The sequence below is a fragment of the Pseudomonas sp. HLS-6 genome (assembly GCF_002753995.1).
Lineage (GTDB): Bacteria > Pseudomonadota > Gammaproteobacteria > Pseudomonadales > Pseudomonadaceae > Aquipseudomonas > Aquipseudomonas defluvii.
This window is the reverse complement of sequence record NZ_CP024478.1, coordinates 2338291-2355999: the sequence shown is the minus strand read 5'-3', so window position 1 is coordinate 2355999 and position 17709 is coordinate 2338291. Positions and strand designations below refer to the sequence as shown.

The following is a 17709-nucleotide window of genomic DNA, read 5'->3' as shown; positions in this document are numbered from 1 at the left end:
CGGCATATCACCCTCCTGCCACTGGCTTTTTGTCCGAGCCTTCATGAACGTGCTGCATCTGGCTCACACCACCAGCCACCTGATCGCCCGCAGACTCGATACGGCCCGTGGTGCGAATCACCGGCGTGTCAAACTCGACAGCGGTGTCGGCCTTGACCTTGAGCGTCAGCGTCTCGACCTCGATCACCCGCCCGCGCTTGAAGTGCAGGCGGTCGCCCTCGTCGGTGTACAACGCCACCTCGCCACTTTTCAGCCCCTGCAGGCGAAACTGTCGATCAGCGACACACACCACCACGCCGTGCGAACGGTCGCCCCCCACAAAGAGCGCGATCCCCTCGGCGCCCGGGTGCGCGTTTGAGGTGAAGCCATAGGGCTCGAAGTGCTCCATGCCGTCTTTCACTTCACCGGCCAACAGGCGCATCTGCAGGCTTTGCATCTTGCTCGTGGCCTTGACCAGCGTGACCACGCCCCGGGCCAAAATCTGTTTTAGTCCGCTCATTGCTCGGGCTTCCAATCTGCTGGGATCAAGTATTCAAAGTTGTCCGCCTTGCCGCCTTTCTTGAGCTTGCGGCTGTTGTACGGGTCTTTCGGCTCAGGGTCGAAGCTGTCCGGCGGGGCCACCGTGATGTTGGCCACGGTGCCGCTCTCATCCAGGCTGTACTGGATTTCACTGATGAGCATGTCGCGGTCGATACCGACCCAAGGGTCGACCACCCGCACAATCATGTTGTGCAGCCACAGTGCCCCGTTCGACTGCCGCCAGCCCTGCACCTTGTACTGCAGGGTCAGCGCCTTACCCATGCGGCTGCCGCGCTCCCAGTTCGCCCGCGCCTCGGCAAGGCCGGGGGTCATCTGGCCGCTTTCGTGAATCATCAGCACCCGCTTACGCGCCGCACGCGGGTCCGTGACTTCAGCCTGTACCTCGGAGGCCTTGGCGCCGTGTTCGTCATCCGTGCCCGAACGCTGGCCAACAACCTTGTAGTCGGAGAACACCCCGGAAAAGTCGAGCGACGCCGAGCCGGTCAGGATGTTCTGGCCCAGTTCCAGCCGGTCAACCGCCCGCCCCGCGCTGCCCGGGTTGATGATCACCAGGCGCCCCCGGGAGTCATCGGTGGACAGCAGCCGCGACAGCGTTAGCAGCCGGTCTATCGACTCAAACACCGTCTCCCCGGGCTCGATGCTGTGCTCAGCCAATTTGGTAGTCTCGGCCACCTGGCTCAGCACCTTGACCCCGTAAGGCTCGGCCAGGCTCTGAACGATCTGCTGCACACTCTGGCCGCGCCACTGCCCGGGCTGATTGATCGCCGAGCAGTCGACCAGATCAGCCGTCAGCGAACGCCCGCTGATCGCCCGGTTCACCGTCTTGCTGTCGTAGTTCACCGGGGTGGCGAAGACCCAGCCAGTCAGCACCAGGTCATCACCTATCAACACCTCGCAGAAGTCGCCCTGCCTTACCGGGATTTCCTCGGCCTGATCCGGCCAGCGCCACGTCACATCCAGCGAAAAATCTCGGGTCTGTCGCTCGATGCCGGCACTGATGCTGGCTTTCTTCCAGCCGCGATAATCCAGGCCGTTCACGCGCAGCGTGACAGCGTTTAACGGGTCCATGGGTTACTCCTGGGCGATGTGCAGCACACCGATAGGCAAAAACCCCGGGTGCGGCACCTTGTTACGCGTAACGATTTCAGCGGCGCGGGATGCGTCGCCAAAGCACTGATAGGCCAGCACCAACGCGGGCAGGCTTTCCTTGGGCTCAATCTCAACCAGGCGAACGCCAGAGCGGGCCACCTCGGAGAGATGCCCTTTAACGTGCTTTCGCACCGCCTCGATCAGCTCAAAGTGTTCATGCGATGCCGACAGCCCGGCCTCCCACAGCGCCGCGCTAAGCCCATCACGCAGGCTAATCACGTCATCTGCTGCCGGTACTTCTGGCCGCCCCAGGGGTGACGCCACCTGCTGCACCAAGGCTGGAACACCGGGCAGTACGGCAGGCGCCGACACCACCGGCATCAGTGCCGCTGCCCGCACTGCCTTGACGATCAAGGCATCACGCATCAACTCCCGTGCCGCCTTGACGGCAGCGGCTGTCGCCAGCCCACCCGGCGGGTTGGTCATCAGGTCATCGAACTGCTGCTCGGCCATCAACTGCCGGGCCAGCTCAAGCTGTGACGTGATGCCACGACCTGAATCCACGAACCCCGAAAAGACCTCTTCGGTGCTCGCCAGGCGCGCCACGGTATTGGCAAATTCAGGGTCAGCCGCCACCGTGGCCGAGCTGCTGGACGACGGCGACCAGCTGTAACCCGACGACCGAGTGCTGCCACCCACGCTGGAAAACTGCGCCCGGATCATGGCCGAGAAATTACCCGGGGCATTGATCAGCATGTCGGCCAGCGCCTCAGCCGAACTGACAAGGCCAAGCACCTGGCTAAACTCCCGCTGAATCGCCATCTGAATCCCGGCGATACTGTTCTGCAGTGCCGTGACCGCCATGCGTGCCCGATTGACCACCGCCATTGCAGCTTTGTAGCGGGCCAGCGCGGACTCCAGAAAGCTCTCGCTGGACGCCTCTACCTGCCGAGATGCCTTCGGCACCCCGACCGGGTAGCCCTTTTCCCCGGCTTCGATAAACACCAGCTCAAACCGCACGATGCCGCCCTCGCGGCGCTCATGCGAAACTTGGCAGCCATCCCCGGCGGTGACCAGCAAGCGCCCGAACCACGGATGTACCAGCTCGCCCGCCCCGGGTTTATCCAGGGCATTGAGCAGATCGTCCCGCCGATCCAGGCAATCGTCACCGCCGATAAAGGCCGTCAGTTTGATTTCGCGGGTCTTGCTGCCCATGTCCTCCACCAGCGGCTTGTCCCGCTGGGGGTATTCGTGGACCTGCACCCGCCGCCCGACTGGCGTAGCGTCACTGTCGACCAGAAACGCCACGCCGCGAAACGAAGCCGGGTGCAGTTGATCGCGCCACGTCGTCATCCTGCCTCCCTACCCAATGAGCGATAACCGACTGACGGGCTTACCGACAGCCCAGGTTGATTGGTCTTCGCAGGATCAACACGCATGCCCGGCGGTGCATTTTCAAAGCGCACCACCATTGACCCCTCCAGTTCGGTGCGAGCCGCGGCTGTCGCAGCAGCAGCCTGAACCAACGAGCCACGGCTTTGCGGCAGGCTTCCTGCAGGCAAGGCCGAGCCACCCGCGCTTAGACTTGGTCGACCAGTACCCGAAGCCTGAGCAATCTGAGTACCCGGTACCACACTAACCAACGCCAATGGCGCCATGCCGGGCAACGGCTGATTGGCAGGGTTACGCATCAGGCTGGCCACCCTCGTGGCCTCTGGCATCAACTCAGGGGCTTGAGCAATCGGCTCATTCAGGCTTCCAGGCACTGGCGCTTTTAGCAAATCACCAGTAGATGGAATGCTGAACCGAGCGGCCATGGCCTGTTGATTAGCGGCGGCCTGGGCGCCTGCGTTGGCCACCAACAAGGCGCCATCCCCCTGCCCCAAGACCTCGCCGTTTAGTTGGTTTTTGGCATAAGCGGCGCGCTGAACTTTGGCCGTGATGCCCTCGCCGCCGTCATCCATCCCCATGAATTTCATAATGGGTTCGATGTACTTACTGACCGTATCCCACAGATCTTTGAAGAACTTGGATACCGGCTCCCAGTTTTCGATGATCATGCCTAGCGGCGTCCAGGAAGCGAACGCCTTGAAGACATCCCAGGCGGGCACTGTATATGCCTTGATAAGCTCCCATAGCGCCGAAAAAAAAGGCGCCACAGTCGACCAGTTCGCAATCAGCACACCCGCTGCAATCGCAACACCACGCACAACTAGGCCGATAACGCTCATTTTTGCCACGCCATCCATCAGCACGAGTGCTGCAGTAGCCCCCGCCGTGGCCAAGCGCAACACGGTGAAGCCGACCGCTGCGCCGATGATGCTCTTGATCAGCCACGGGTGCGCGCCGGCCAACTGGGTCACGCCGGTGATGATCGGCCCGACCGTCGCCATGAAGTCGTTAAGCGGCGGCAGTAGTACAGAACCGACCGTAATGCCCAGCCGGGTCACGCGGTTCTTCAACTGCTGCAGAGCGTTTGCCGTCGTAGCCGCCCGAGACGTGTACTCTCCCTGCATGGAACCGGCGTATTTCGTCGAATCCCCAACACTGGCCAGATTGCTTTTCAACAGCTGCAAGTTGGTCAAGAGCGGGGTAATTGCCGCCACTGACTCACTGCCGAACAGGTTGGTCAGCAGCGCCGGACGCTTGGCCGCGTCCACTTCGGAAATCCGCTTGAGCAGGTCTAGCATGGTGCCCTGCGAATCCTTCTGCATGCCCTCCGCGACTTTCTTGGAGTCCAGGCGCAACGACTTGAAGGCCTCGGCTTGTGACTTGGTCGCAGCCGTCCCCTTTGTCATGGCCAGCATGAAATTCTTGATGCCCGTAGCCGCAACATCCTGCTTCACGCCGACCATCGTGGCGCCAATCGCTGCGATCTGCGCCGAGGAAAAGCCCGCTACCTCACCCAGCGCCCCCACTTCGGTCACGATCGAGGACAGCTGCTTGGTATTGACTGGCCCAGAGTTCCCCAGGTAGTTGATCTGGTCTGCCAGCTCTACCACGCCATCTTGGGTCAAGCGGAACGCCGTGCGCCACGTTGCCATCATCTTGCCGGATTCGTCAGCCGTCTGGTCGAAGGCGACACCCATTTTCACCGCGTCTTCAGCAAACTGCTTCAGGTCTTCCCGGGCGATACCCGACTGACCACCCGCCGCGACAATCTGCGCGATGCCTTCGGCAGCCATCGGCAACCGCTCGGACATGCTCAGCACGTCCTCACTCATTTCCTTGAACTGGGCCGGCGTCTCAAAGTTGACGACCTTCTTGACGTCGGCCATCGCGCTTTCAAAGCCGATGGCAGCCTGAACCCCCATGACAAAAGGGGTCGCAATGGCACCCCCTTGAATCGCATCCATGAAGGTGATTTTGCCGAGGCCTGAGCTATTCAACTGCTTGCGCAGAACGGCTGCGTTCTTGCGCACCCCACTCAACACCGGCGACAACTTGTCGACGCCAGTGATGAGCGCCTTTAGCTGGAACTTATCCGCCATTGCCGCCCCCTAACATCGCCTGGATTCGCCACGCGTTTTCTTCACTCTCAAACAACTGGTCTAACGGCCAGTTCATGACCTCGTTCGGGTTCACTTTCCAGAACCAGGCGAGGTCATAGACCAACTCGGTCAGTTGCTCGGGGCTTCGGAATCGGGGGCTTTCGTCGCCGGCTTCAGGAAAAAACCAATGACCATCCACACCAGTGTGTTCAGGTCGAAAATGTCCAGTTGGTTAACCGAGCTGGGGGGAATGCCGGCACACACAGCAATGTACTTCGATGCAGCTTCAGTTTCGGCAACTGGTCGATTGTCTTCGCCCAAGACGTAGGGAAACACTTTGATGTTGCGAATTTCCTGAGGGGTTGGGCGACGCAGGGTCAGTTCGGTCAGTTGATCACCGTGAGCCTGAATCGGTACGGCCAACTTATGGGTAGTAGTGCTCATTATTGCCAGTCTCCAGAAATACCATCGAACTTGATCGCAACCTTTGCGTCATCGGCAGACATTTTCATTTCGTCCACCACATACGCACCGGACAGCACGTAACAACTGCCGTCCTTGAACTCGGCGGTGACCGTCATGTTGGTGCCGTTTTCCAGCTTCGCCTGAGGGAAACCCGGGGTTTTGACCGCATCGACCGACACATAGGGCGTCAGGTCTTCTTCCTTGAACACCCCCGTGGTAATCGTCTCGCGCTTGAACTTGGACAACGGCACCTCAACGCCGCCGGTAATCGTCAACTGCTCGCCGTCGACCTTGATGTAACAGGTGCCCGCGACTTTCTGACCCATAAAGGGATCTCCCATAAAAAAGCCCGCACAAGGCGGGCCGGGGTGGATGTGGAAGGGTTACGCCGCGTCTTCGTACTGCAGGCGGAACTGATAGAGCAGCGCAAACACGCGCAACTGATTGACCAGGTCCGGCGGGAACAACACGTTCAGGCGGTTCGGGTTGCTCGCGTCGCGCTCGACAATCAGCTGCGCCTTGAACAGCTCGGTGTTCTCAACGATCCCGGCGCGCTCCAGCTCGCGGTACGCCGCGATCAGCTCGCCACGGATCACCAGCGGCGTGACGATTGCCTGGCCAGCACCGAAGTTGGTGCCATCGTTGGCCAGCTTGCAGCGCCCGTACTTGCTGGTAATCCGGCTGCGCAGGTAGCGGATAACGTGCGCCGACTGGTGCAGTGTTTCGCTGTCCAGATAGGAGTCATCCGGCTGGCCGAAGGCGTTACGCTGGTAGGTCGTCACGGCGCGCTGAATGCGGTACTCGCCGCCACTGCTCGATGCCGTAGCGATGCCGCTTTTCAGCAGGGAATCCGCCTCGGACAGCATGAAACGGTCGCTCGCAGCAGCGGGAGCAATAGCCCCCAACACACCGGTCTGCGTGGGCCGAGCCGGGTCCGCGCTGATGAACACCGCCGTGCGTGCCCCCCACTGCGCCGCGACCTCCCAGACGGGCTGGGGCACGCCGGGCTCAAAGCCGTGAATCGTCATGTGCGGGTCATTGCGCAAGCGCCCTGCCGCCACCAACTGGCCGAGCGTACCGCGCTTGGCGCTGTACACATGGCCATAGAGCTGCTTGGCCCACGACCAGCGACCGGCGCTGTCATCCATGACTTCTTTCCAGTCATCGAGCGTAGCGCTGTCGGTCCAGGGCTGGGTAATGAACTCAAACTCTTCATCGCCCAGCGCCGCCAGCGCCATGGCCATGTCAGGCGAACCGACACCGCCAGTCATGGCAGTGACTTCCAGCACCAGGCCTGCCGGTGTCACCTCACCATTGACGCGGCCCAGGCGATTCAGCTCGACTTGAATGTCGTTGCCGAGGTCACCCTTGAACTTTGCCGTCAGCGTCACGACAGCGCCTGCAGCCATAGCGGTAACAGGCAGCTCAGTGGCGGCGTTGATGCTGGTCGCCAAGCCGGTGGCCACGGCCTCAGCCGACGCCGAGGCAACCACGGCAGAGCGCACACGCTGGCCAGCCACATACAGATTGATCAAGCCCGCCGCTGTCACGTTGCCCGTTACGGTAACGCTGCAGGTCGCTGCCACGCCGGTGTCGACCTTCAACGGCAGGCACCAGACCTCACCGGCAATGTCGATAGCGCGGTGCTTTTGGTGCATTGCGGCCAGCATCGAGCCGGCGCCGCCGATGGCAATGGCTTCAGAGGTACGCGACACCAGCACCAGGCTACCGATTTCGGCGGCATCGGCGTTGTCGTTGACCTGGCCAATGATCAGGCGGCGAAGTCCGGCACCGGCGCCGCTGTTCGCCATCGAGTTATCAACCTCGGCGTAGAACAGCGGGACACGAATATCAGACGGAATGTTGCTGAAACCGACGCTCATACCTTGGCCTCTTTCTTGGGCTTGGCTTCTACCACGTCACCCGCATTCAGGCGGCGCACCCAGTACGCGTTGCGGGGCACATAGGCGCCCTCTTCGGGCAGCAGTTCGCCGCCCTTCTCCGGCATCGGGTTGTCACGCCCCGCTACCGGCTTCAGGTAAATCTGAGTCATTGAGATAAGTCCTCTCGGGTTTTGATTTCGATACGCCCGTCAGGCCCCTCGGGGGCGACATTGCGGTCGACCACGGGGTCGATAAAGTCGAACGACGTGTCGACCCCTTCCAGCGGAGGAAGGCCCAGCAGCGTGCATGCCTGCCACGTTTCCGGGCTGGTACCAGACCCAATGGTTAAGTTGCCTAGCTGGAAGTCAGCAAAGAACCGGAACCGGTAAACCACCCGATCACGGTCGATCAGCAGCAAAGACCCGCCGTCATACAGCAGTTGCCCGTAATCCTTATCAGGCTCAAACCCAACCAGAGCACGCCAGAGACTGGCCCGAACCAAATGCAACTGGTCGGCAACCTGCTGCCCGCGCTCGTCGTAGTTCTTCAGTACGACGCACACATCAATGGCGTCCCTGACCTGCTGAACAATGACGTTCTGCTGCTCCGGCTCATCGGCCCCGTCACCGGTGGGGATCACATACGCTGCAGGCAGCTTCATCAGCGCACTGCCCTTTACCGGGTCCCAATCCAGACCGCCCGCCACCCGGCTTTCAAAAGACGGGCAGCGCTGTTTCAGTTGCTCGATCACTGGGGTGATTCGCATGCTTTCCTCTCGGGCACAAAAAAGCCCCATTACGGGGCTTGGGCGGCGCCTGGGGCGTCAGTTCAAAAACGCATCGGCAAAGGTCTGCCGCAAGATGCGCTGGACGTCCGCCTTGGTATCCGCCAAGGCATCGGTCATGTAGTTGTCTCGCGGCGTGATGCGCCACCCGTTTCCTTTCCGGGCAGCCACCAACGCCTGCCGCTGGCCACTGGCACGGCGATTACTCTTGCCACGCCCCTTACCCGGGGCAAGCGCCCGAGGCCTGGACCCAAGCCGCACCCCATAGTGCAGATACGCGGGATAGAACTCTTCCATGCTTTCGGTCTTGGTCGGCGCAATACGGACCAGAAAGCCAGAGCGCGACACCTTGTAGCTGATCGAATCGACCGTCGCGCCGGTTCGACTTTCTGGGTAGCCCGCCTGCCCACCGCCAAGCGCCAGGTTCATCTGCGCACGGCCAGTAACCAAGGCACCAACCTTGCGCATGCCTGCCCGAACCTTGCGCTTGTTGAAGGCTTCAAAGTCGAACTTTTCAAAGCCTTCGATATGCAGGTAACCATCAACGGAAACCGAATTGCTCATCGCTTCCCCCTTCGTTGGCCGGCGGACCATCTGGCCCCAGCTCCTCAACTTCGATCACCGACCACACCATGCGCCCCGCCAGATCGGTTGGCCGGCGGACGCGAAACACCCGATCATGCCAAACAAGTTCATGCGCAGAGTCCAAACCCGGAATGTGACGGCAGTAAAGGCGGTGAGTGATCTTGTTGCCGGTTTGCTGAGCATTGGCATAGGTCGCCGTTCCCAGCGGCTCAACCTTTACCCAGCGGTTGCAAACGTGGGTGAACTCAGGCGCCAGGCCGGCGCCTGCTGGCTTGTCGACACGAACTCGAACAGCCATGCGAGCGCGAAGCTCGCCCGAGGAAGGCTCTCTGATCGCCATGGCTAGAACCTCGGCGGCACGGTGATATCCGCCAACAGGTGGTCGACGAAACTCGCCGGGACTTCGGCCAGCGTTTGCCCGATGACCAAAAGCCCCCGGTGGGTGAATACCGTTTCCGCCGCCATCAGCAACCAACTCAACACTCCGGGGTAGGCCTCAATGTTCACGCCCGCACGGTATCGAATACGCAGAGCACCTGATGGCCGGCCACCAGGGAAATGCAGATAGCTTTCCCGCCCACTGGAACGAACCTCAACCGCACCGGAAAACAGCTCAGGGCTTTCACCGTCGTCCAGCAGGTGAACTGATTCAACCTGTGTTACCTGCCCAATATCCAGCGAGTGCCCCGAGGCGTAGTGCTCAGGCCAGTCCTCTTCGTACAGGGCAGCCCGAATCGCGGCGCCAGTTTTCGACTCGCATTGCGCGGTAACACCGGGAATGATGATCTGCTCGATCAACTCTGATTGCAGATCTTCCGGCTCAGCCCGACATTGATACGCAACCTGCTCCAGCGTAAGCACAGGCGGCCCCGTGTAGGCGATACGGCGCGCCATGATCAGGGCTTCCCATCAGCATCCGATTCCGCACCTGGCTTGCTACCGGTACCGGACTCATCTGCTCCGGCACTACTCGGTGCCGCACTGGGTGCATTGCTATTCGCACCAGTCTTGCCCTTTTTTGAAGCCTTCTTGTCAGCCTCAATGGCGTAGCCTGCCTCAATCAAGCTATCTGCAACGCTGGAATCAAAGCCTGCAGTTTCTCCGGCAGCGTAACCGCGCCAGTTTTTTTCAAAGGTAACGATAACTTTGGACATGGGATGCTCCCCTAAACTGAGTCATGGAAGGCCCGGAGCTCCGGGCCGGGTGTGTTAGAGGGTGCTGCCCCATTTGACGTCGGTCATCACTGCCACCGACTCAACGTGCCGTGGGCCGAAGTCATGCTTGGCAATCACGCGCACCAACGTCTGATCACGCTGGAAGGCGCTGATGACGTTGCCGCTGCCGTCCTTGTAGGTAGCCTCCTTGCTGAAGTCGATGACCATCGCGTCGTCTTCGCCAATGAAGCAGTCCGCGAAGTCTGCGAAATGGATTTCCGAGGCATCGCCATCGGCCCCCAGGTTGATCGGGATCTGGGTAGAGGAGCCTACTGGGAAGCCCTTCAGCATGTTCTGGTCCAGCTCTGGATAGGCCTTGCTGCCATTGCCATCACGCAGCGCCGAGAGCCAGCGCTTGGTACGCGGCGCCATGGCAAAGCCGGGAGCGGTCATATTGGAGTTGGCATTCTCCAGGCGCAGGATCAAGGCAGACAAGGCAAACTCGACAGCCTCAAGCGTCACTGCTGCCGGTGCCGCGAACACGTTGAAAGCCGGCGCCCAGAAACGCAGCCCTTTGGGCAGGTTGCCGGTGCCTGCGCCACGCAGGAAGGACAGGTCTTCTGCCGTTGCTACAGAGGCAGTCAGATCGTTGACGACAAGACGATCAACGCTCGGGTTGGTGCCCGAGTACGCAAGCAGGTCGTTGCTGATCGGAACCAGGGCCGCCAGCTTTTTCGACGACAGTTTCAGATCGTCGAACTGCATATCGGTAGCCGGCATATCCTCCTCGGTACCGATGTAGCCGACGACTGCGCCGCCTTTAATTCGCGGTACTGTGAGGTTCCCGTTTTGCAGCGGCAAGGAGACAGCGCCGAGCTTGCGCACCACCGACTTCGGTCGCAACAATTCGATTACTTCGCTGGAGAAGCTTTGCGGCACCAGAACCCCGCCAGCACCCGGAGTAACGGTGCTCAGAGCCATGGCGATTTCAGGGCTGTAGCCTGAATCCTTCGCCATCTTGGCGGCGGCATGCTGATCGCCGCGCGCTGCAGCGAGCACGCGAACCATCTGCGCCATGTTGGCACCTGGCACAGGCTTGGCAGTAAATGGGCCACTGATGTTGCCGGGCGGACCATTCAGGCCTTGAGCGCTCTCATCGACGGGCACTGCATTGGTCGCGGCCATTCGCTCGGCGGCTTCAGCTCGAGAAAGTTTGTCGGTCAGGCTGTTGAACTGAACGCTGAGCTGCTCGAACTGGGCCAACTGCTCTGCACTGAGCGAGGTGCCCGCAGCTTCAAGTTGGGCCAGCGCCTGAATCTGGCCATTGATAGTGGCGCGTTCGCTACGCAATTGAGTTACGAGGGACATACTGCCTCCTGGGCATAAAAAAACCGCCAATAGGCGGTTGAGATCACTGCCGCGAACGCGGTCAGAGTTGAGACTGAATGGCGAAGGCTGAGGCCTGCACACTGATTCGCTGTCGTGCTTGAGCGCCGCCCTGTCGTTGCGCGCGACTGATGGCGACGGCTTGAGACAAGTTATCTACCGCGAGCTGCGGTGACTCCAGGCGATCTGCGAGGCCAACAGCAATGGCAGTCGCGCCGCGATAACATCCGGCCTCAGTGGCAATGATGTCGGTCACGTCGCGACCACGGTACTCGGCAACATGGGTCGTGAAGAGCTGGTAGCTCTCCTGGACAATCTCATTGAGCACCTGAAGTGACTGATCAGTGATCGGCTCGTTTGGGCTCAGGTCATTCTTGTGCGCCCCTGCAAACACCGTGGTGACCTTGACGCCCATACCCTCGATCATCTTGGACCGGTCCATGTGGCTGGCAATCACGCCAATGGACCCCACGCCAGAGGTCAGACTGACCACTACGTCTGTACATGCGGCTGCAATCAGGTAGCCACCAGAGTACGCCATGAAGTTGACCAAGCCGGTGATGGGCTTGATCTTGGTTGCTGTGCGAATATCCGCTGCCAGCTCAAAGGCTCCGACTGCGCTGCCGCCTGGGCTGTCAATGTCGAGCACAATGTGTTCGACCATGGGGTCGGCCACCGCTTGATTCAGCGCTGCACGTAACCCCTCGTAGCTGGTCATCGTTTCGCAAGCATTCAGATGGCTGCCGCGACTCACTAGCACCCCGTGCACCGGAATCACCTCAACACCCGTTTGGGCGATCGCAGCACGGCGCTGCTCTTCGCGGCGATCCTGCTGCGCCTGGTAATCCTCATCGTCATAAAACAGCTTGGGATCGGCTGCCGCTCCTCCCATGTTCAAATTGACGATATTCAGGCTCATCGTCTGGTTGGCCCAGCGCACAGCCATATCCAGCATATCGGGGGTGGTCAACAGCGGCTGATTGAACAGCAGACTGGCGGCGCGCAGATGTCGTTTCATGCGGCAAGCATCCTCAAGATGTCGTCGCGCTGCTGCTCGAGCTGAGCGCGGACGTCGGGGTTGTTCATGTTGGGTAGGCCATGCGCCACATCAGTCATGTTCAGCGGCTGCAGGTAGCTATCACCGTTGGCCACCGGCGGCATGTTTTCCAGGCGGCGAATGTCATTGATCGACAGCCATCCCCATTGGCGACCGATCGCATATGCGTCGTAGCGGCTCTTCTGGTCGCCTCGCAGCAAGCCGGAAAGGTTGAACTCAATGAAGTACTCCCGCCGTTCGGCCGGCAGTAAAAAGTCGCGCATCATCGCCTGCTCATGCCGCTTGACCCATGGCATCAAGGCAAAGATCACGTACTGAATCAGCAGTTGCTCAAGGCTGTTGTAGCTGGCCTTTTCCAGGTCGTTAACCATGTGAGGGGGGATCTTGTAGATCCGCGCCAGATCGAGGCCGGTAGCCTTGAGGATGCCCAGTAGTTCGGCATCAACGTTATTCATCGATACCGGCTTGAAGGTCATACCCTCCTGCAGCATCGCGACCTTCTTGGCGTTGTCGATGCCTGAGAACTTGGTCCCCCACTGATCGAGGATACGGTCGATGCTGACCTGTTCCTTAATTGGCGGCGCCTCCCGCGGTCGCTCAATTACACCGCTGACGGCGGTACCGTTGGCGAATGATTTGCCCGCGTACTGCCTAACCGCCTGGGCCAAGCCGACCGCATCTGCATGCAACTCAATGGGCGACAGGCCCGTGTAATGGTTTTTCGTGTGCCAACGCACATGGTGTATCAAGCGCATAGGCAACGGCTCATGTCCGCCAATGCGATACACCGGCCGGAGATCTCCGCCCTTGAGGACCAGCACCTTATCGTTGTGAAGTGGATAAAGCGCTTTCACTGCGCCGTCATCACCCCGCTCAATGTAGCTGTAGCAATTGCCTCTCAACCCCAATGCCAGTTGCCCGGCTTCGCGGTACTCATAGGGTGTCTGCCACGGGTTGGGTTGGTAGCGCAGCACATCGTAAAGCGGATGACCTGAAGCGACCTCACGCTTGCCATCCCCGAGCCGGCGGTACATCTCAAGCGGCAACTGGCCAATGCTCTCTGCCAACAGCGTGACGCAATTCTGGAGAACCGTGATTGCCAAAGCGGTGTCCGGCGTGACAGTCACCCCTGCGGCCGACCGACCAGAGCCAATCAGGCCGCGCCAGAAGCCGCTACTCCCCTCGGAAACTGCACCCTCATTGGCGCCAAGCAGATTGCTGAAGAACATGCTCAGCCCCCTTCGGGATTGCGTTTGAATTGAGCACGGGCGGCAGCCTTGTCAGCCAGCCATGCCCAGCCAATCAGGCCAAGCCCCGCAATGATAAAAGCAGTGGGCACATGAATCAGAGCGACCCCGCCGACCAGCAGGCCGAAGCCGAACAGACCAGCCAGCCACGCTGCAATTGCGATGATGTTCAAACCCCGACTCCTTCGTCATAGATGGATGTGCCACTGCTACCGCTTGAGACTGCCCCGCTGATACCAGTCGCCATAATGGCCGCGATAATCCCGTCGATTCGCCCGGTAGCCTTGGCCTTATCTGCTTTGCGGTTGTTTGCCGGGTCAGAAACGATCACCGCGTTACCCGCACACCAGGTCATGACTGGGTTACCGTCATGACGCAAGGACTCCACCGTTTCGACTGGGGGTGCATCATCAAAGAGTTCATCTGATGAATCGCCACCTTCAGGCCTGAGTTCGGCCATCCCAAGCAAGCGGCGCTCAAATTCGTCTACCGCTGGCCCCATATCCTTGAAGCCCTGCCCAAATTCAACCAGCGGCGGCAGCGCGATATCGTACTCAGTCATCAATTGACGCATGTCTTCAATACGCCACCGGTCAAAAGCAATCTTGTCCACCTGGAAGAAGTCACAAATGGTCTGCATCCTGCGAAGTACATGCAGCTTGCTGATGGCTCGACCCGGCGTTGTTTCAAGATCCCGCGACTTGATCCAGGCCGCATAAGGCACCTTGTCCCTCGCTTCACGTTTATCCAGCTCGAAATCGGGAATCCAGAAATACGGAAGCAGCCGCCAGTGCGGATCCTCATAGGTCGGATAGAACAGCAACACAAAGGATGTAAGGTCAGTGGTGCTGGACAGGTCCAGTCCACCTACACACGGGCGATTTCGCAGGACCGACATAGGTACGCGCTCTTCGGCCTGGCTCCAAACATCCCATGAGATCCAGGGCGATTCGGCGCCCGTCCACTCGCAGAAGTTCAGCCGCCTAACCATCGCCTCTTTACTCGGCATCCCTCGCGCCTCCGTCACCTGTTCACGCAAGTACTTCATGCCTGGTAGATCGGCGTCCTGCAGTGACGGGTTCGACTTGAACCAGCAGCTTTCATCCTTGATCGGATCATCACCCTCATCCAGCGAGCAGATGTAGGCGAAAAAACCGTCGTCGATCAGCGCGCCGGAAGCAACCCTGGACCCGTACTCGTGATACTCCCAGCACGGTCCGCGCTTGTTTGAGCCGCTGTTGGTGATCATGAAAATCAGTGCCTGTTTACGACTCTTGGTGCCGGCTCGCATCATCTCCACGACAAGGTTGGTCTTGTGCTCATGCACCTCGTCAATCAACGCCATGTGCGGCCTGGGACCTGACTGACCGTCGTCGGAGCTGATCGGGCGGAAAAACGATCCAGCCTTGAGGTAAGCCAGGTTCCAGATGTTCTGACCGGTGCCACTGCAGGCCAGGCGCTTCGTCAGCTCCGGCGACTGCTGCACCATCGAAACGGCGTCTCGAAACAGGATCATCGCCTGGTCTTTTTTCGTCGCCGCCGCGTAGATTTCGGCCCGTGCCTCATTGTCTGCGACCAAGCCTTTCAGCCCCACTCCGGCGGCTAACGGTGACTTTCCTGAGCCCTTCCCACTCTCGACGTAAACCACGCGAAAGCGCCGGTAACCATCATTGGTCTTCCAACCAAAAATGCTGCCGACGATAAATTTCTGCCAAGGCAACAGCTCAAATGGCAGACCTTCGAACTCACCGCCGTTCAGTTTCAGGACCGTGCGGTAAAACCGAATGGCCTTGTTGGCCTCCTCCAGATCCCAAACCAACCCGCGCTTATGCCCTTCCTTTAAGTCCTTCAGATGACGGGCGCATGCGTTTCGTATGTCCGGCCCGGCGACTCGCTCACCGGAATGCACTTCACGCGCATACTGGGTAGCAGGATCCTCAACCGAAGAACTCCGCGAACTGGTCTTCTTGGTCGTCATCGGCTTTTATCTGGACTTTAGATCGGGCGGCTGGGGTGAGGCCGAATTCGACCAGGTAACTTTTAAAGCGTCGGTCGGCGTCAGCGAGCATGGCAACAGCAGGGTTCGCTTTAATCACCAGCTCACCTTGGGTGCTGGTGGTCTCGTAGGTTCGCCCATTGGCGTCAACAAGTTCGCGTAAAGCGAGAATCTCGGAGTAACAATCACAGAGTCGCTCAAGCGCAAAGCCGTCTGCCTCAGTTAGCACGCCCATGCGATCGAGCAGGACAGTGAGTCGCCCCCAGGCCACTTGACCTTCATCAGTGAGATGCGCCGGAGTGCTGGGAATGCGCTTGGCTGGCAGTGGCTCTTTCTTGTTGATCGGGCGCTTGCCGGGATTCCCCCTGACCAGCTTCAGCTCTGTCGGGGTCGGTCGTCTCCCAGCCATTTTTTGATCCCAAAAAAAATCATTTCATTTCGCGGCTTTGCGCACGAAGGGGGGCGAACGGTCAGGAAAGTTTTCAAGAAAAACATTTTCACCCCCCCTACCCTGGATCATGGGGCCCCGCAGCGCCCAGAGGCTTTCAGGAGGGCCGATTCCAGTGGTGCCGTGGGTCCAGCGGCCTTCCGCTGACGTCACACCCAACCTCGCGTCCTGACTTCTCAAGGCGTTGCTTGTAGGAGCTATGACAGTTGGTGCACAGCGATTGCCAATTGGTCCGATCCCAGAACAGGGTCATGTCACCGCGGTGTGGTTTGATGTGGTCGACGACGGTGGCCGACACGACGAGCCCTGTCTTCTCACATCTAACGCACAAAGGATTCTTATGCAGCCAACCCAATCGGGCCTGTTGCCAGCGGTAGCTATAGGGCTTTGGCTGTTTTTCAACGCCTGGCGAAGGCAGCGTCATTGATCAGCTCCCCGACGCGGCAGCTTGAACTCGGCAAACCGGTCAGCCAAATCAGCAATCTTCTTCACTCCCAGAAAGCCAATGAACACACCGGCAGCCGTTGCGAAGTTCTGGGGCAGACCGAAGTACTCGAGCAGCGGGATAAGGCCGATGGTGATCAGGGTACATAGCGAGGCCTCGAGCAGTGCCTGCCGCCGCGTGCCACCACCGTAAATGATCCGCAGTGCGCCGACGACAAACGACAGAGCACCAGCATAGATGGTTGGGGCGTGCTGGCTCAGCCAGGCGAGCACAAGCAGCCAGGTGTCTGGTTTGTCGGGCATGTTTGGCATCTCAGATCCTCCCGTAGCAGGGAGCGCAAGTTAAAAGGCCCGGCAGGTGCCAAGGCTCGTATGGGTGCAGAGGGCCGGTGCTTACCCGGCTTGATGGGCTGGATCGCTGGGTCACGTACCCCAGCCTCTCATCGCGTAGCCGATCAGGGAGCGCACGGCTTTGATCGACGCCACTACCGACTTAGCGCAGCTGCCTGCGCACGTCATCTGCATAAACGAAAAAGCCCCGGCAAATGCCAGGGCTCAAAAATTATTATTCGGCCAAATGCCGAGGGTAAATGGTATTGCTAGGCCTCGTTTACCTGTGTACGAGAGCGACGGCGCAGATCCTTGGGAGCGAGCACGTCGCCTGCCACTGAAAATATCCCGACACCACCCGCCAGTGCCATGGAGCCTTTGGTGGTCATCGCCAGCTCAAGGAAGTCAGGGCTGAAGGCCGATGAAACCAAGACTGCAAAGGGAACAATCGTAGCGCCATTCAGAAAAGCGACCACGCACTCATCCTTCTTAACGCTGAATCCCTGCATCAAATATCGCAGGACCACCGCAATGAAGCCTACTACAACAGTCCAGGCATCTAGGCCCAAGTCGAGAGGCATTTCAGATGATGGCCACAAATTTCAGCGCGGCAACGGTGCCGCCTGCACCAATGAGGGAGGCCACACCAGCCGCCCCAAAGGACGAAGTGTCGAAGCCAAGCAGACCGGCGATCGCTACGCCAACGATCGCGCCCGAAAAAACCAAGCGTAACGTTCTGAAATCCAGAGTCATGTCCCTCTCCTTGAGGCAGTCGGTTGCAAAAACGGGGCGCATTCTGCGTCACGTATC

At 59.7% G+C, this 17709-nt stretch carries 23 protein-coding genes; all 23 read right to left on the bottom strand.

The window, feature by feature from the left end; all coding sequences use genetic code 11:
• Positions 1-7: 7 nt before the first annotated feature.
• The 23 genes from CS390_RS11185 to CS390_RS24950 all read right to left on the bottom strand — a co-directional run bounded on the left by CS390_RS11185 (position 8) and on the right by CS390_RS24950 (position 17652).
• Entirely contained in the window at positions 8-499 is a 492-nt protein-coding gene (locus tag CS390_RS11185) for a phage baseplate assembly protein V (protein ID WP_099774423.1), read from the bottom strand.
• Positions 496-1608: a phage baseplate assembly protein gene (locus CS390_RS11180; protein ID WP_099774422.1), complete on the bottom strand. Its 1113-nt coding sequence runs from the start codon at positions 1606-1608 to the stop codon at positions 496-498. Before CS390_RS11180 ends, CS390_RS11185 begins: the two co-directional genes overlap by 4 nt.
• Before the next feature lie 3 nt (positions 1609-1611).
• Entirely contained in the window at positions 1612-2982 is a 1371-nt protein-coding gene (locus tag CS390_RS11175; protein WP_099774420.1) for a DNA circularization protein, read from the bottom strand.
• Positions 2979-5120 carry a phage tail tape measure protein gene (locus tag CS390_RS11170; protein WP_218195297.1) on the bottom strand — a complete coding sequence of 714 codons (2142 nt, stop codon included), beginning with the start codon at positions 5118-5120 and terminating at the stop codon, positions 2979-2981. Before CS390_RS11170 ends, CS390_RS11175 begins: the two co-directional genes overlap by 4 nt.
• Before the next feature lie 129 nt (positions 5121-5249).
• Positions 5250-5564 (bottom strand): phage tail assembly protein, encoded by a 315-nt coding sequence (locus CS390_RS11165; protein WP_099773778.1) that lies wholly within the window; start codon positions 5562-5564, stop codon positions 5250-5252.
• Positions 5564-5911: a phage tail tube protein gene (locus tag CS390_RS11160; protein WP_099773777.1), complete on the bottom strand. Its 348-nt coding sequence runs from the start codon at positions 5909-5911 to the stop codon at positions 5564-5566. The genes CS390_RS11165 and CS390_RS11160 overlap by 1 nt, the downstream gene beginning before the upstream one ends.
• 57 nt (positions 5912-5968) lie before the next feature.
• Positions 5969-7468 (bottom strand): phage tail sheath subtilisin-like domain-containing protein, encoded by a 1500-nt coding sequence (locus CS390_RS11155; RefSeq protein ID WP_099774418.1) that lies wholly within the window; start codon positions 7466-7468, stop codon positions 5969-5971.
• A complete protein-coding gene (locus tag CS390_RS11150) occupies positions 7465-7638 on the bottom strand; it encodes a DUF2635 domain-containing protein (protein WP_083199776.1) in 174 nt (57 codons plus the stop codon). Before CS390_RS11150 ends, CS390_RS11155 begins: the two co-directional genes overlap by 4 nt.
• Positions 7635-8234, bottom strand: a complete 600-nt coding sequence (locus CS390_RS11145) for a hypothetical protein (protein ID WP_099774416.1) — start codon at positions 8232-8234, stop codon at positions 7635-7637. The genes CS390_RS11150 and CS390_RS11145 overlap by 4 nt, the downstream gene beginning before the upstream one ends.
• Before the next feature lie 57 nt (positions 8235-8291).
• Entirely contained in the window at positions 8292-8816 is a 525-nt protein-coding gene (locus tag CS390_RS11140) for a hypothetical protein (protein ID WP_099774414.1), read from the bottom strand.
• Positions 8794-9177, bottom strand: coding sequence for a head-tail adaptor protein (locus CS390_RS11135; protein ID WP_099774412.1), 384 nt, complete (start codon positions 9175-9177; stop codon positions 8794-8796). The genes CS390_RS11140 and CS390_RS11135 overlap by 23 nt, the downstream gene beginning before the upstream one ends.
• Positions 9178-9179: 2 nt before the next feature.
• Positions 9180-9731, bottom strand: a complete 552-nt coding sequence (locus CS390_RS11130) for a hypothetical protein (RefSeq protein WP_099774411.1) — start codon at positions 9729-9731, stop codon at positions 9180-9182.
• A gap of 2 nt (positions 9732-9733) precedes the next feature.
• On the bottom strand, positions 9734-9991 hold the full coding sequence (locus CS390_RS11125; RefSeq protein ID WP_099774409.1) for a hypothetical protein: 258 nt from the start codon (positions 9989-9991) through the stop codon (positions 9734-9736).
• Positions 9992-10045: 54 nt separating this feature from the next.
• Positions 10046-11359: a phage major capsid protein gene (locus tag CS390_RS11120; RefSeq protein ID WP_099774407.1), complete on the bottom strand. Its 1314-nt coding sequence runs from the start codon at positions 11357-11359 to the stop codon at positions 10046-10048.
• 61 nt (positions 11360-11420) lie between these two features.
• A complete protein-coding gene (locus tag CS390_RS11115) occupies positions 11421-12395 on the bottom strand; it encodes a S49 family peptidase (RefSeq protein WP_099774405.1) in 975 nt (324 codons plus the stop codon).
• The gene (locus CS390_RS11110; protein WP_099774403.1) at positions 12392-13663 is read right to left on the bottom strand and encodes a phage portal protein; all 1272 of its coding nucleotides are present in this window, start codon (positions 13661-13663) and stop codon (positions 12392-12394) included. The genes CS390_RS11115 and CS390_RS11110 overlap by 4 nt, the downstream gene beginning before the upstream one ends.
• 2 nt (positions 13664-13665) lie before the next feature.
• Entirely contained in the window at positions 13666-13854 is a 189-nt protein-coding gene (locus tag CS390_RS11105; RefSeq protein WP_099774401.1) for a hypothetical protein, read from the bottom strand.
• A complete protein-coding gene (locus CS390_RS11100) occupies positions 13851-15659 on the bottom strand; it encodes a terminase large subunit (RefSeq protein WP_099774399.1) in 1809 nt (602 codons plus the stop codon). Before CS390_RS11100 ends, CS390_RS11105 begins: the two co-directional genes overlap by 4 nt.
• Complete coding sequence (locus CS390_RS11095) at positions 15619-16086, bottom strand: phage terminase small subunit P27 family (protein ID WP_099774397.1); 468 nt, start codon at positions 16084-16086, stop codon at positions 15619-15621. The genes CS390_RS11100 and CS390_RS11095 overlap by 41 nt, the downstream gene beginning before the upstream one ends.
• 136 nt (positions 16087-16222) lie before the next feature.
• Positions 16223-16549: an HNH endonuclease signature motif containing protein gene (locus tag CS390_RS11090; RefSeq protein WP_177442401.1), complete on the bottom strand. Its 327-nt coding sequence runs from the start codon at positions 16547-16549 to the stop codon at positions 16223-16225.
• Entirely contained in the window at positions 16546-16881 is a 336-nt protein-coding gene (locus CS390_RS11085) for a phage holin, lambda family (RefSeq protein ID WP_099774395.1), read from the bottom strand. Before CS390_RS11085 ends, CS390_RS11090 begins: the two co-directional genes overlap by 4 nt.
• 287 nt (positions 16882-17168) lie before the next feature.
• Positions 17169-17375, bottom strand: coding sequence for a hypothetical protein (locus CS390_RS11080; protein ID WP_157767134.1), 207 nt, complete (start codon positions 17373-17375; stop codon positions 17169-17171).
• Between the two features lie 106 nt (positions 17376-17481).
• A complete protein-coding gene (locus tag CS390_RS24950) occupies positions 17482-17652 on the bottom strand; it encodes a hypothetical protein (RefSeq protein WP_157767133.1) in 171 nt (56 codons plus the stop codon).
• Positions 17653-17709 lie beyond the last annotated feature (57 nt).

What these genes read in the sequence shown, in the direction of transcription:
- CS390_RS11115 (WP_099774405.1), bottom strand. Translation starts at nt 12,395, where the DNA reads ATGAAACGACATCTGCGCGCCGCCAGTCTGCTGTTCAATCAGCCGCTG.
- CS390_RS11095 (WP_099774397.1), bottom strand. Translation starts at nt 16,086, where the DNA reads ATGGCTGGGAGACGACCGACCCCGACAGAGCTGAAGCTGGTCAGGGGG.
- CS390_RS11100 (WP_099774399.1), bottom strand. Translation starts at nt 15,659, where the DNA reads ATGACGACCAAGAAGACCAGTTCGCGGAGTTCTTCGGTTGAGGATCCT.
- CS390_RS11180 (WP_099774422.1), bottom strand. Translation starts at nt 1,608, where the DNA reads ATGGACCCGTTAAACGCTGTCACGCTGCGCGTGAACGGCCTGGATTAT.
- CS390_RS11155 (WP_099774418.1), bottom strand. Translation starts at nt 7,468, where the DNA reads ATGAGCGTCGGTTTCAGCAACATTCCGTCTGATATTCGTGTCCCGCTG.
- CS390_RS11125 (WP_099774409.1), bottom strand. Translation starts at nt 9,991, where the DNA reads ATGTCCAAAGTTATCGTTACCTTTGAAAAAAACTGGCGCGGTTACGCT.
- CS390_RS11170 (WP_218195297.1), bottom strand. Translation starts at nt 5,120, where the DNA reads ATGGCGGATAAGTTCCAGCTAAAGGCGCTCATCACTGGCGTCGACAAG.
- CS390_RS11130 (WP_099774411.1), bottom strand. Translation starts at nt 9,731, where the DNA reads ATGGCGCGCCGTATCGCCTACACGGGGCCGCCTGTGCTTACGCTGGAG.
- CS390_RS24950 (WP_157767133.1), bottom strand. Translation starts at nt 17,652, where the DNA reads ATGACTCTGGATTTCAGAACGTTACGCTTGGTTTTTTCGGGCGCGATC.
- CS390_RS11160 (WP_099773777.1), bottom strand. Translation starts at nt 5,911, where the DNA reads ATGGGTCAGAAAGTCGCGGGCACCTGTTACATCAAGGTCGACGGCGAG.
- CS390_RS11085 (WP_099774395.1), bottom strand. Translation starts at nt 16,881, where the DNA reads ATGCCAAACATGCCCGACAAACCAGACACCTGGCTGCTTGTGCTCGCC.
- CS390_RS11150 (WP_083199776.1), bottom strand. Translation starts at nt 7,638, where the DNA reads ATGACTCAGATTTACCTGAAGCCGGTAGCGGGGCGTGACAACCCGATG.
- CS390_RS11120 (WP_099774407.1), bottom strand. Translation starts at nt 11,359, where the DNA reads ATGTCCCTCGTAACTCAATTGCGTAGCGAACGCGCCACTATCAATGGC.
- CS390_RS11110 (WP_099774403.1), bottom strand. Translation starts at nt 13,663, where the DNA reads ATGTTCTTCAGCAATCTGCTTGGCGCCAATGAGGGTGCAGTTTCCGAG.
- CS390_RS11090 (WP_177442401.1), bottom strand. Translation starts at nt 16,549, where the DNA reads ATGACGCTGCCTTCGCCAGGCGTTGAAAAACAGCCAAAGCCCTATAGC.
- CS390_RS11175 (WP_099774420.1), bottom strand. Translation starts at nt 2,982, where the DNA reads ATGACGACGTGGCGCGATCAACTGCACCCGGCTTCGTTTCGCGGCGTG.
- CS390_RS11165 (WP_099773778.1), bottom strand. Translation starts at nt 5,564, where the DNA reads ATGAGCACTACTACCCATAAGTTGGCCGTACCGATTCAGGCTCACGGT.
- CS390_RS11135 (WP_099774412.1), bottom strand. Translation starts at nt 9,177, where the DNA reads ATGGCGATCAGAGAGCCTTCCTCGGGCGAGCTTCGCGCTCGCATGGCT.
- CS390_RS11185 (WP_099774423.1), bottom strand. Translation starts at nt 499, where the DNA reads ATGAGCGGACTAAAACAGATTTTGGCCCGGGGCGTGGTCACGCTGGTC.
- CS390_RS11140 (WP_099774414.1), bottom strand. Translation starts at nt 8,816, where the DNA reads ATGAGCAATTCGGTTTCCGTTGATGGTTACCTGCATATCGAAGGCTTT.
- CS390_RS11145 (WP_099774416.1), bottom strand. Translation starts at nt 8,234, where the DNA reads ATGCGAATCACCCCAGTGATCGAGCAACTGAAACAGCGCTGCCCGTCT.